9 protein-coding genes are annotated in these 13,523 nt (G+C 62.4%); all 9 read left to right on the top strand.

From position 1 onward, the window contains the following. Positions 1-2: 2 nt before the first annotated feature. The 9 genes from HMPREF2928_RS07700 to HMPREF2928_RS07660 all read left to right on the top strand — a co-directional run bounded on the left by HMPREF2928_RS07700 (position 3) and on the right by HMPREF2928_RS07660 (position 13,347). A complete protein-coding gene (locus HMPREF2928_RS07700) occupies positions 3-884 on the top strand; it encodes a DUF6318 family protein (protein WP_070688087.1) in 882 nt (293 codons plus the stop codon). A gap of 64 nt (positions 885-948) precedes the next feature. Beyond that, entirely contained in the window at positions 949-1,506 is a 558-nt protein-coding gene (locus HMPREF2928_RS07695) for a hypothetical protein (RefSeq protein ID WP_049354609.1), read from the top strand. Between the two features lie 244 nt (positions 1,507-1,750). Further along, complete coding sequence (gene tpiA / locus HMPREF2928_RS07690; protein WP_070634090.1) at positions 1,751-2,527, top strand: triose-phosphate isomerase; 777 nt, start codon at positions 1,751-1,753, stop codon at positions 2,525-2,527. Between the two features lie 225 nt (positions 2,528-2,752). After that, complete coding sequence (locus tag HMPREF2928_RS07685; protein ID WP_070688085.1) at positions 2,753-3,217, top strand: hypothetical protein; 465 nt, start codon at positions 2,753-2,755, stop codon at positions 3,215-3,217. Between the two features lie 108 nt (positions 3,218-3,325). Beyond that, the gene (gene secG, locus HMPREF2928_RS07680; protein WP_005506130.1) at positions 3,326-3,583 is read left to right on the top strand and encodes a preprotein translocase subunit SecG; all 258 of its coding nucleotides are present in this window, start codon (positions 3,326-3,328) and stop codon (positions 3,581-3,583) included. Between the two features lie 190 nt (positions 3,584-3,773). Further along, entirely contained in the window at positions 3,774-5,183 is a 1,410-nt protein-coding gene (locus HMPREF2928_RS07675; protein WP_070688083.1) for an SWIM zinc finger family protein, read from the top strand. 82 nt (positions 5,184-5,265) lie between these two features. Beyond that, positions 5,266-8,016, top strand: coding sequence for a DUF6493 family protein (locus HMPREF2928_RS07670; protein WP_070688081.1), 2,751 nt, complete (start codon positions 5,266-5,268; stop codon positions 8,014-8,016). Positions 8,017-8,081: 65 nt separating this feature from the next. Further along, positions 8,082-10,988 carry an endonuclease gene (locus tag HMPREF2928_RS07665; protein ID WP_070688079.1) on the top strand — a complete coding sequence of 969 codons (2,907 nt, stop codon included), beginning with the start codon at positions 8,082-8,084 and terminating at the stop codon, positions 10,986-10,988. Beyond that, positions 10,981-13,347, top strand: a complete 2,367-nt coding sequence (locus HMPREF2928_RS07660; protein WP_070688077.1) for a DUF6493 family protein — start codon at positions 10,981-10,983, stop codon at positions 13,345-13,347. The genes HMPREF2928_RS07665 and HMPREF2928_RS07660 overlap by 8 nt, the downstream gene beginning before the upstream one ends. The last annotated feature ends 176 nt before the right edge of the window (positions 13,348-13,523 follow it).

Genomic DNA, 13,523 nt, shown 5'->3' with positions numbered 1-13,523 from the left:
CCATGGGACCCCAACGTAAGGAACAGGAGACGAGCGCCCAGCAGAATTCCTCCCAGGAAGCTCATCCGGTATCTTCTGGTCAGCTACTTGCTCATCAGTCGGAGTCACGGAAGCCCCGTTTTTCTCGTCGTACCCTCGCTGTAGCAGGCGTGGGCACCCTCGGTGCCCTCTTCGTCGGTCGACAGGCCGGTATCCTCGCCACCAATGAGGAAAAGCAGGAAATGCGTCTTCTTAAATGGGATAGGGCACTAATCGCTCTAGAACCTGATGAGAAGTTTGATGCTGGTTACGTAGACCGTGGAAGCGCAGCGGGGTTTATGGTCTACACCGCCTACGAACGCAACGGCAGGTACGTACCCGCCACTGAAGAGCATGCAGCCCAGAATGTGCCCTACCCCGTTCTGCAGCCGGGAATGAATGAGTATAACCGCGGTGGTTTCTATATTTTTCAGGCGTACTTTTATGCCGCCCTGAACTATTTCTACTACACCGGAGATACCAAACCGCTCTCTGAAGTGATCAACCCCGAAGAGATTATTTCCCCTGAGCTTCTTCGGCTGTACCGGGAAAATCGCGGCTGGCTTATCGCCGGTCAGGATGTGTACCGCCTGCAGGTTACCACCGCCGGTATTAATGACCGCAGTAAGAATGGTCGGCAGATATTGAGATACCAGGCAAGGCGACGTATTCGCGATGAGGCTGTCTTCTACGTGCCCCAAACGGGGGAGAAGCTACCCATCGATAAGTTCTTGAAGACCGGTGAGGAAGAATACGCTTTCCTCTGTGCAGAGCACCTGCGCGGCCGTTGGGTGCTGGTGGAAGACGATAAGGACGCCACGCCGCTGTACCCTCCGGGATTCTCCCTCGAAGGGCTAGAGGTATAAGAACCCACCTTCCCGGTAACCGCACGACATCACCGATAACCACACCAACCACACTAGGAGACATATGGAACAGTCACCCCAGAACCCCGGCGTGCCCGCGCAGGCTAGCACCATGCAGGGCAGCCCCTTGCCGGAGAATACTGCGCAGAACAATGCCACAGAAAGCACCACGGTAGAAGCTACTGCAGTACCTACCGCAACCGCCCTCCAGAGCCCTGCACAAGACCCCGCCGTAGATGGTGCCGCATCCGCAGCTTCTGCCGAGGCGGTAGCACCCGCCCCCGCAGAGCCCAAGCGCATGGGCCTCTACTCGCTTATCTGCCTCCTGGTTGCGGTTCCCCTTGGAGTGTCTATCGGCGGGATACCTCTAATGTCGCTATACCTGACGTACACGACAGGGCCTAACGCGCCCCTGCTGATTATTGCGAGCATCATTATCTGGGTGTGTATCGCCTTCGCATACTGTGCACTTGTCACCTGGATTACCGAAGCAATCGCCACCCGTAAGATGCCCTGGGCACAGTCCCTCGGCTTATGCGCACGAGTGATGGCACTCGAAGCAATCATTATCGCCATTACCTTTTCTTTTCTGCTGTCCGCTCTCAACGGCGGCAGGTACTAACACACCGTAGACAAACACCACCGGCAGAATACCGGCAGGGTAGAGCCCCCTAAGCTCCGCCCTGCCGGTACTTCGTATCCGGGGTTCCGCGCAATCAGCGAACGCGGGGTGAGAATAGTCAAGGCACAGCATAAAACCGCGCCGAACCAGTGAAAATATGCCGCCAACCCTCTAAAATAGAAAAGGAAAATTCCGAACAACAACCCCGCCCGGCATACCGCGCGGGAAAGCTAAGGAGCGAACTATGTCGCGTAAGCCCCTCATCGCAGGCAACTGGAAGATGAACCTCAACCACGCAGAGGCAGTCACCCTCGTCCAGAAGCTCGCATGGACCCTCGACGACGCAAACTTCAACTTCTCCGCAACCGAAGTAGCCGTCTTCCCGCCCTTCACCGACATCCGCTCCGTGCAGACCCTCGTCGAGGGCGACAAGCTGGACATCCTCTACGGCGGCCAGGACCTCTCCGTCCACGACTCCGGCGCATACACCGGCGAAATCTCCGGCGCATTCCTCTCCAAGCTCGGCGCAACCTTCGTACTCGTCGGCCACTCCGAGCGCCGCACCTACCACCACGAAAGCGACGAGCTGTGCGCAGCAAAGGTCCAGGCAGCATACAAGCACGGCCTGACCCCCGTCCTCTGCGTCGGTGAGCCCCTCGAAATCCGCGAAGCAGGCACCCACGTCGAGTACACCCTCGAGCAGCTGCGCGGCTCCATCGCAGGTCTGACCGCAGAGCAGGCAGAGACCCTGGTTGTTGCCTACGAGCCCGTCTGGGCAATCGGCACCGGCAAGGTCGCAACCGCAGACGACGCACAGGAAATGTCCGCAGCAATCCGCGCAGAAATCGCTAAGCTCTACTCCGCAGACGTTGCAGAGAAGGTCCGCGTTCTCTACGGTGGCTCTGTCAAGTCCTCCTCCGCACCCTCCATCATGGGCAAGGAAGACGTGGACGGCGTGCTTGTCGGCGGCGCATCCCTGCAGGCTGACGAGTTCGCAGCAATCGCACGCTTCGACGCATAAAACCCCGACGCATCACAGCGTCTCATAGCGTTACAGCGCCCGGCGGGTACCCACCCGACCGGGCGCTGAACCATTAAACCGCCACCGGAGATAGCGGTGGATGTAAGAGCCGGGAGTAGGAATCAGGCATAAGAGGCGAGGGTAAGAGCCGAGCGCGTTCGCCCCTAACCGCAAAACCCACCCAGAACACGCCAACCCCGCAGTTCGCCCCGTACACTTAACGGCATGTTCAGCTTTGGTTTTTCCCTGGTCATCGCAGCCCTCGTCGGTATGATCCTCTACAGCTACCTGCGCAACCGCAAAGTGTCCGCCCCGCGCCTACCCGGCAATGACGGCGGCAACATCGGCTACGCAGGCGGCGCAGAATACCAGGAACCCTCGCCCGAATACCAGTACTTCGAGAGCCGCCGAGAAGCATTCCTCGACCAGCTCTACAGCCGCACCTCCTCACCGGAAATCCCCGTCACCCTCACCCTGCGTGACTGGGTAGACCAGGGCTTCTACGCTGAAGGAGGCGCCTACTGGGCAGCCGCGCAGCAGTTCACCTACTACCTCATCGAGGGCGGATACGTGCGCGCCTACGACACCGAAGGCGACGAACTTACCGCCCAGCGTGTGCTCACCGACCGCCCAGCAGCACTGCAGCTGACCCCCAGCGAATACCAGCGCCGCAGCAACCACGCCGCATAAAAAGCCGCCTCAACGTGACCGAATGGCGGCTGTAGCGTATAGTTAAACCCGTCTGTCTGCGCCCCGCAGCCCAGGCACCCCACCAGAAGACTACGAAGGAAGGTCCCCATGGACGTCATCATGAACGTACTCATGGTCATCATCGCCATCACCAGCGTGATCGCAGTAATGCTTGTGCTGCTCAACCGCGGTCAGGGCGGCGGCCTCTCCGACATGTTCGGCGGCGGTATGACCAACTCCCTGAACTCCTCCGGTATGGCGTCCAAGAACCTGATCCGCCTGACCGTCACCGTGATCGTCATCTGGGTTATCGCAGTGGTCCTGTACGGCCTGGCAATGCGCTTCAACGGCCAGATTGTCGTCTAGCCAGAGCCTCTCATCAGAGCCCACGCCCACCCCACCGAGGGTGAGCCAATAGAGCTTCTCCCCGGCACTTCTCAACCGAGAATGCCGGGGATTTTTTATGCACAAAACGGCAATGACGAAAGCGGTAGCGGGGCGCGAATCTTTACGGCATGATAGGACATATACACCACATACGAAAGGCAAAGAAGCCATGAGCGCCTACACCCTCGACTACACGTACACCGCCCCGTCAGCCCTCATCGACGGCGCCGACTCCCGCGCGCTCAGCCTCGCCACCAGCGGCGGCAGCACCCCCGAAGGTGCCGCCTCCCACCCGTACTTCTTCTCCGGGTTCCTCGAACGAGCAGACGTCTACGCCACCGCACTGCTCGTCGTCGCCAGGGTCGCCCGCACCCGCTTCTACGTACCGCCCAGCTCCCTCGCCGGAGCCCTACGCGCCGCAGACCCCGTCGTCACCAGCACCGCCGAAGGCCTACGCTTCGAATCCTTCAGCGCCTGCTGCGGAGTGTACGCGCGCCTCGACGTTGACTCCAGCGCACTCGACGCCAGCCACAGCGCCGTAGGTGTCACCAACGTAGACGTCAACCCGCCCCTGCGCGCCGCGCTCGCCTCCCTGCGGGCGGGGGAGCCCATCCACCTGAACGTTGGCGACGACGGGCTGCTCACCACCACCCTTGACGGCTCCGTCATGGAAGAAAAAGTGCCGCTACCCATCCGCTGGCTCAAAGGCTTTGCAGAAACGCAGATGCTCTCATCCCGCATGAGCCCCGTGCACAGCCTGGACGCTGCTGCCGCCCGAACCTTCATCCACTCCCTGCCTCGTAACTCCAGCACCAAGGCGGTGCTGTGGGCGACCCGCGCCGTGCGTTCCCTGCGTCTTGCCACCCGCGCCACCGCCGGATCCGTATGCGTGGCGGGCCCCGAACGTCTGCGCGTGCTTGAACCGCTCATCCGCCACATTCAGCGCCTGGACGCGTACAGTGAGCCCGTGAGCGCCGGTAACGCGCCCGTGCCCAGCGTGTGGGTGGCGCACCTGCCCGGCGCGCGCCTGAGCATTGGTCTGAGCCCCGAAAAGTCACGCGGGTTCTCCGGTGAGGGATCCGTGCTGCAGGCGCTGTCTAACCCGAATACCGCCCAGAACGCCGACATGCTCAGCGTGCTGCTCTCCTTCGAGCCGCGCATTGACGTGCCCGTCATGTCTGCCCGCGCTGGACTGGATGAGGCGGCAACCCGTGACGCCCTCGCCCTCCTGGCTTCCTCCGGTCAGGTTGGTTTTGACGCGCATGCTGGCGAGTATTTCCACCGCCCGCTGCCCGTGCATCCGGAGGCGCTGACCGCCATGCACCCGCGCCTGGTCGGCGCGAAAAAGCTTGCCGACTCCGGCGCTATTGAGCGGGTTGGTGTGGGGGAGCACGGCACCGGTGAGTACAGCGTGCGCAGCGGTGAGAACACGTACACCGTGGTGCTGCCCGCCGACCCGTACGCCGTGGAGGGGTACCTCTGCTCCTGCCCCTGGTGGTTGAAGTACCGCGGTACGCGCGGCCCCTGCAAGCACGCGCTGGCGGTCAGTATTCTCTACCGCGAACACGCCGCCGGCTAGGGTAAACGCCCCGACACACCACGCACCGCACTAAAAGACGACGCCCCAAAAGCTCGCTTCAGCTTCCTTCCGAAAGACCATCATGAGCAAACGCCCCGAAACGCACACCTTCCCCGAAAGTGTCATCACCGAGCCGCTTCCCGGTGAAGTCATTTACCCGCTCCTCAGGCAGCAGAAAACCTGGAGCGACATCATGCACTTCAACCGCAACCTCGCCAACATCCTGGCGGTCGGCGGTACCCTCGAACAGATTTACCGCCGCTGGCAGTACTTCGACATCACCACCACCCCATACGGCTCCCAGCTCGGTAAAAACACGCCCGGAACCGTCACCCAGGACCGCGTTAAAGCCTACGCAGAGTTCGGCTGGTTCACCGGAGGCGTTGCCATGCGCCTAGCTGAGCTCTACGGCGGGGCGCGCCTCGAACATGACGAGGAATACTACACCGCCCTCATCAACTGCGACCGCGAGCTGATCCTCCCGCTGCTGCGCGAGGACGAACAGCTCCGCGAAGAACTCATCTGGGGTATGCTCGCCGTCGAAGGTAACCGGGACGTATCCCTCACCCAGCGTGACTCCTACAAGCCCGGGCAGAAGGTCAACAACCCCGGCTGGTCCTGTGCCCTCATCGAAGCCAGCGAAACCGGGCTGATTAGCCGTGACCGCCTCATTGATGCGCTCCTGATCTCCCTCATGAGTGACTTCCCGGCGTACCGGGTCGGCTGGTTCTCACGCCTGGTCACCGGTCTCAAACTCACCGCCGAAGAAATTGCGGCACGTCAGAGCGAATTTCTGACGCTTTTCTCCTCGCCCATCGGTCCGAGCGTAACCCTCGGCGTGCAGCATATTCACCGCCTCTGGAGCAAAAACCCGCAGGCGCTGGATGCCGCCGCCTTCGCCTACGCGGCACCCGCCGTATGCGCCGGAACCAAGGCAAACGCACTCAAAACCCTGAGCATGCTCCAGGCGCTTTACCGGGCGGGCACCCTCGACGCTGCCGCCTGCGAAGACGCGGTGGTCATGGCGCTCAGCCACACCCACGCGCAGGTTCAAGCCGCCGCCCTCACACACCTCGAAGAATGGGTGAAGGCGGGCGCCGCAGACGATGCGAGCGCTGAGACTATCGTGTTTGCCGAGCGCGCCCGCGAACTCTACCGCGACTACCGATCCCAGCTGGATCCGCTTGTCGTGGCGCAGATTCAGGAGAACGGCTCGCCGCTGCTAGAAGAGACGCGCGACCCGGAGAATGGACAGGGGAGCGGTGCGGAAAGCGCCCTCACTGAACCTGCAGGCATTGAGGCCGCCGCCTCCCGAGCCGTCATCCACCGGTACTGGGACACCCCCGTGCGCCCCGTTACCGCATCTGACGTGCAAGAACGCGCCCGTGCGCTCCTGCACCACCAGGTCGCGCCCTGCGCCACCCCCGATACGCTCAACGAAGCAGACCAGCCCGAAACGCACGCCGGATGCGAGCTGGAGCTGGAACTGCTCACCGCCTACCTGCTCAGTACCGACGGCACCGCGCAGAGCCCGAACCTGCTCGAACAGCTTGTTCCCCTCTGCCTGAAAAAGCTGAACCACTGGGGCCTGGATTGGTTCGACATGCGCGTGCATTTGACGGTTCTTGCCGCCGCCGGGAAGCTGCGTGAGCGCGAGCAGGCATCGGAGATGACCCAGAGGGAAGGCCCCGGTACGGTGCCGAACCTGCACTACATGTACTCCCGTCACGCCGCGTTCTTCAGCACCGGCTTCAAGGATGCCCTCGGCGTGTTGAAGAGCAGGCAGAGCTACACGCCGCTCGCCACCCCTGAACTGTTCGGTGGGTGGGTGCATCCGGATACCCTGGTGCGCCGGTACGTCAAGAACCTGGCTGATGGAGCCCCCATCCTGCGCCCGGATTTCACGGCGGCGCTGTTGCGTGTGCGTGTGCCGGAGGTGTTGCCTCCGTACGCTACCGATGAGCAGCGACAGGACGCACAGAGCCGTCGCGCTGAGGCGCTGACCCTGCTTGAAAGCCTCGAAGAGCAATACGTGAAGAACGCCGATCAGGATGCTCCGCGCTCTGCCCCTACCCAGGTTCGTGTGCTCCGCTCCGCCCTCGACGGCACCCTCGCCACCGGGCGCGTCAACCCCTACCTGGAATCCATCACGGTATCCCAGAGGGAGAAAAGCTGGGGCCTTCAGCTGAACGGGGTGGCGCACGGTGCTTCCACCCCCGAGCTGAACGCTTTCCGCGGCCTCGCCACCGCCCACCACGACGAAGAAGGACAGTACGCCCTGCTCTACCCCTCGCGGGCAGAACCGCTGGCGTACTACTGCGCTAGCAGCAACTGGTACATCTTGGATCACAGCGCTTTCGACCGGAGCCTGTATTTGGCGTTGGAGGCACACCCCGGCGCGTGGGGTCCCGCCTGCGCGTTCGTGTTTGCCGCGGGCTTCTCGGAGCAACGCGTTGAGATTCGTTCCCTCGCCGTGGAAATCATGCACCGCGTGCTGGACGACCAGCTCAGCCTTGAGGACACCACGGCAGGCTTCGTGAACTTTGCGCCGCTGGCGATGCTGAACCGTTGGGCGCTCGCCCTCACCGACTTCGCCCAGCTGGATGCGCGGGCGGCAGTGCGCTTCTTCGCGCGCCTCATACCGCACCTGGATACCGGGGCGAACTCGCTCGGTAAGCTGCTGGGCGCCTTCAGCCAGGCGTTGGCGACTCTCGATCCTGCTACCCGTGCGGAGCTTGTGGATGAGCCGCTGCGTGCCTGGTTGGGTACGCTGACCGGTTCTTCGCAGAAGGCGCGGTACGCCCGGAATATCCTCAACCAGGTGCAGGGCTAACCGCCCCGCCCGCACCCGTTCAACTCTTCACAACCATTCACCATCAACTCTGAAAGCAGGTACCAATGACTGATACCGCCCAGCCGCACAACCCTAACGAGCGCAGCGCCAGCGATCATAACGCCGGTGAGCGCACCCTCGAAGAGCGCCGTGCCGCCCTCAAAGCCCTCATGGCGGCAGAATCAACTGACGTGCAGGAATACCACGCCGTCATCACCGGCGCCACCGAGGAGGAGCGCGCCTCCCTCGCCCGAACCCTCACCCCTAAGAGCGTTATCGGTAGCGACCACATTAACCGCACCCCGCTTGCCGCCTACGTTGCCGGCGCACTCGTGCGCACCCCCGACGGTGACCCGTGGGAATACCACCGTTCCGCCGGCCGCGCCATGCGCACCCTGCTCTGGGAGGGGCGCCCGGATCAGCAGCTGATTGACGCGTTCCTGCTCGGCGCCACCGAACGCCCCGACGAGTGGATTCTGCGTTTTATTGAGGGCCTGTCGAACTCTTGGGCGCGCTCGAAGAAGATTTGGGAAACCTGCTACACGCTGCTTCGCGCCCGCAACCTGAGCTGCGATGCCCCCGAATACCTGGTCCTTTTCCTGCACGAAGCCCTGCCCTGCGTGAAGAAGGACAGCGCCAGCAACCACGCCCAGCTCAAAACCTTCTTCACCCGCGACATGACCCTGCTCGACCAGGAGTTTTGGGCTGTTTTCCGCACCGAAGGGGTGCTCTTCAAGGGCTATGGCAACTACATGGGCGAAAGCGCGGAACTGTGCCGACTCATGGGCGAATACTTCGACATTCGCGACGAGATTCTGGACGCCCTGCTACGCGGCCTGACCAGCGATTTCAGCGCCTTCAACTCGGCTGCATTCCACTCCATCTACACCGACCTGCAGCCCACCGACGCAGAAAACCGGGCACGCTTCGGGCAGCTCATGGCTGTACTCACCGCAGAGCCCAGCGCCTCCGTCGGATTCGCCCAGACCATGCTGCAGAACGTGCTCAAAGCCTGCGCACCCGCCGCACTGCAGAAAACCCCCGACCTGCAGCCCCTCGAACAGGTTGAGCTGGAACAGCTCATCGACGCACTCGGCGCGAACCTCTACCGCACCGAAAAGAAGATTCAGCGCGGCGCCCTGCGCCTGCTCAAGCTCATTGCCACCCAATACGCCGGTGTGAGCAAAGCCAAGCGCAAGAAGGCGCAAACCGCCGAGCAGGTGGCGCTCGCCAACTATGTTGCTGACCGTGTTCTTGAAGCCTACGAGGTGCTACCCCTGGAGTTGCGCGGCGCTGCGGAAGCCTGCCTGCCCGAAGACCGCCTACCCCAGCCGGAAGAGGCGGAGGCGGCGGGCGCCTCCGTAGAGGTGCCGCCGGTGCTGTTGCCCGGCACCCCGCACCATGAGTCGTTCACCCCCATTGCGGATCTGGACGAGTTCTGCGCCCTGCTGATCGAGGAATCGAACACCACCTCCGGCCGTGTGGCGGGGGAGAAGAGCCCCCGCGCTACTGGTGAGAACCTGGTGCGTCTTTACCACTTTGCAGCAACTGGGCAGCTGGCACCGGTGGATCAGCAGCAGCTTCGTACCCTGCGCAAAATTGCTGACCATTACAGCTACAACAACGTCGCGTACATGCCTGCGCTCTGCGCCGTGTTGGAAGCTAACGCCGAGGCCGCGGGATACAAGTCTGAGGAAATTTCCGAAATGGCTTCGATCATGCAGCGTTTTGAACGTAGCCAGCTGATATGGCGGCGCTCCAGCGACCATAGCAAGCTCATTTCTACAGAAGAGATGGTGCGCCTGGTCGTCCAGAATAAGCACCACCTCTGGGACCCTGGCTACACGTCGCTAGAAGGCTACCGTGACCTCTACAAGATCTTCCGCGAGCAGATGCGTGCCGTCGCCGCCGGGGGAGAGTACCACACGGAAGGTCGCACGGTGCCCCTGCTGAGCGCACCGCTACCCGCCCGTCAGCTGACCTACAGCGACTGGACTTATCGCACTGTTTCTGCCCTGGATATCCCCTGGAGCGTCTACTATTCCGGCCTTAATGACAGCAAGGTTGAGGAATACCGTAAAGCTAGCCAAGCGGGAGAACCCACCGGAAAATTTGTTGCCGCCGACTTTGTTCGTCATGAACCGATGTGGCAGGTCGAGAGCGATATCGTGGATACCGTGGATGAGGCGCGCGAGGCGCTGAGCCACGCAACCGCTGGCATGAGCCCCGAGGAGGCCATCGCCTACGAGGTGCTGAACACCGCGTTCATTCCCTTCACCTTTTTGCCGAATGCTTCTGAATCATACGGATGGCAGGGCGACTTCATGACGGCGCTTACCGAGTGGTCCTCCTGGCTGCTTCAGAACAACCCGGACCTGCTCTCTGCATACTTCCTGTTCGCCGCTTCGCAGTGCGTTGAGGAGAAGACCGTCACCCCCGTTCCCGTGCTGATGCGTGCGTTGAGGGAGCCCACTGTGCAGGTGGGCGCCCCGACCTGCACCCTGCTCGGCTATGTGGCGAGCGCGAAGAATCCTGAGTACCGTCTGGCGGCGGCAGAGGCCATTGCGGCGCTCTTTGAGGCGGGCCTGCTGGATGCGTCAACCTTCGCGGAGACCCTGAAGTGGGCTCTGGAGGACGGGATGGTCCTTGCGAACCGCCTGGTGGCGACCCTGCGTGAGGTGTCGGCTATTAGTCCGCTGGCGGGTTGGCGTGTGCTGCAGGTTCTGCGCCTGCTGCTGCCGATGGTTGGTGAGTTGACGAAGGGCGGCGACTATGTGCGCCTGGCGGTGGAGCTTGCCGAACTGTACGGTACGCCGGTTGAAATCCCCTCCGAGCTGGAGCCGAAGATGAAGGGCTCTACCGTGCTGGCGAAAGCACTACGCGCCCTGGCTGCGGTGACCCCGCGCGTGACTGAGGAGGCGCTTGCCGCCCACGAGGCCGCGCTTGCGCTACTGGGTGAGAGCGGTGCCTAATACTGTGCCTGAAGGCGTGCATCCTGCGGCGCCTGCGTGGAGCGCCGAATACCTGCAGGAGTTCCTGTGGCGTATCGTGCCGGGTCGTTCCATGCGCTCTATGGATGATGAGGTGATTGCCGAGTTTTTCAGGGAGCATCCAGAACACTGGGAAAAAATCTGGGCGCTGTTTACCGTGGAGGGCGCCATGCCCTCGAATGGTCTAGCACTCTGGTTTATTTATGATGCGCAGCTGACTATTTGCGGTCATGATTTGCTGGTGTATTTGGCGGAGCGTTTTCCGCAGTATCGAGCCCGGATTGAGCAGGAGTGCGTTCAGGCGTTGCTACGTGATTATGCGCCGCAGAACGCCCGCGTTTTCTCTCGTGCCTTTGAGGCTCTGACGGCGGTTCCGAAGGGGCTGCGCGGCGCTGAACGTAAGCAGGCTTTGGTGGGTCAGGCGCAATCCTATGCTCGGCACGGTGCGCTGATTCCGGCGTTGTTGGCTTCGCCGGTGGCGACCACGGCTGCTGTGGGTGCGCAGATGCTGCAGAGTGTTCTGCAGGTCTGCGCGCCGTCTGGCGGTTCTGCCCCTGCCGGTCTGCCGCCGCTGCCTGCTGGTGAGCTTCAAACCCTGGTGGCGGAGGCGCTACCTGGCGCCGCGCAGCTGCTGTTCCGGCGTGAGAAGAAGCTGATGACTGCCGGTTTGAAGGTGCTTGAGTTGAGTGTTCGGGCGGTGCCGGAACGTGCCGGGGAGGTGTCTGCTTACGCGCAGGATGCTGTGGAGGTTCTTCCTCTGGAGCTGCGCGATCGCGCGCAGAAGCTGTGCCCTGACACTGTGCCTGCACAGCCTAGTTCGATTCAGCCTGGCTCGGCTCAGTCTGCCCCCACCCAGTCTGCTGCCTCAGATCAGCCGCCCCGTAGTGTGCAGATTCCGGATGTCCCTGCCCTTGGGCTCTCAGCCTCGGAGGTGAACGCCGCCCTCAACGCGGCGCCGCAGGCGGGGCGCGCCTCCGAAGCTACCCGGGATGCTATTCGCAATGACCGGGACTGCGAAGAGCTGCTGTTCGCCCTCTACCACCTCAACGAGAGGGAGCAGTCTGTCCGCCGCATCCCGGCGCTGCTGAGCTACCTGCACCGGGCGCATCAGGAGGGGCGAGTTATTGAGTTCAGTCCCGCTTTTCAGAAGCATCTGCGCCGCTACCTGAGCCGTGCCTGGCATGACGGTCGCGACCAATTGCGGTATCTGGCGTACCGGCTGCTGGTCCAGCATGTGCACGCCGCAGACCCTGACCCGCAGGCAGCACTCACCGAGCACACGGGTCGTTTTCAGGGTGCTGATTTTCATTTCAGGGGGTACTCGCGCAAGGGTAGCGAATATTGGGCGTACCGTTCGCCCACGGCACTATTCCACGAGCAACTTCGCGTTGCGTTCGGGGATCAGCCCTATAGTAGCGAGGGTGCGGCTGGGCAGGGCTTTGCGCCTCTGCTGGCTGAGCCGCTGCCTGCGGTGGAGCGTTCTTTTGAGCGTACGGTGATTCGTTTCAAGTCGTACCGTGAGGCGTTTCCGAAGGTTCTGCACGGCGAGTATGAGGTGAATGATTCCACCTATGAGCTGTGGCAGGTGCCGGGGGAGGAGCTAGCCACGGAGCGGAGTACGTTCACGGCGGCGGCATACACGGTGGCTGGTGCCTGTGTGGAGTATCCGGGGCGTTCCCTGGAACATGCCGAGGTGCCGTCTGTTGCCCTAGTATGCGGCTGGTACGCCTGGGCGATGCGCCACAACCCGGACCTTCTGGCGGCGCAGTATAAGCCGCTGCTGAGCGTGTATCAGTTCTCTCGTCTTCACGGTTTTGAGGAGGTTATGCAGACGCTCGGTGCGGCGGAGCGTGCTCTGGGTGTGCCGTCGTATAACTTCCTGGCGTGGGCTTCTGTAGTGTACGCCCCGGAGCGTCGCGCGTTGACGGCGGAGACGATTGCCTCCCTCATTGACCGCGGCAACTGGGATGCGCACCTTTTCGCCAGTGAGCTCGGGTACCTCCTGGAGCACGGCTGGTTCGGGGCGAATCGTCTGGTGCAGACGTTGAACGATGCCGCTTCGTTGAGTCCCTTGGCGGGGTGGTCTGTCTTCCAGACGGTGCGCTGGATTCTTCCGTTGGCTCCGCAGGTGGGTCAGGGTGCGTCCCTTGTGAAGCTTGCGGTGGAGCTTGCCGAGCTGTACGGCACGCCGGTTGAAATCCCCGCCGTCCTGGAGCCGAAGATGAAGGGCTCCACGGTGCTGGCGAAGAGCCTGCGTGCCCTGGCCGCGGTGACCCCGCGCGTGACTGAGGAGGCACTTGCCGCCCGCGAAGCTGCGCTCGCCCTGCTCGGGGAGTCCTAACCCGAAAAACCTACCTGCCGGTGAGGCTACTTGTTCCTTAGCTAGAGCCTCACCGGCGGGTGGAAAACCCGAGCATGCTTCGGTGACGAAACGGCTTGACCACCGTCGCGGGGCGGGAGTACTCTATAGGTAATGGCGGATCATGAAGAGTCCTACTTTCTGAAATATCTTTTCCT

The organism is Rothia sp. HMSC072B04, from assembly GCF_001813725.1.
GTDB lineage: Bacteria > Actinomycetota > Actinomycetes > Actinomycetales > Micrococcaceae > Rothia > Rothia mucilaginosa.
This window is presented reverse-complemented; position numbering and strand designations above follow the sequence as displayed.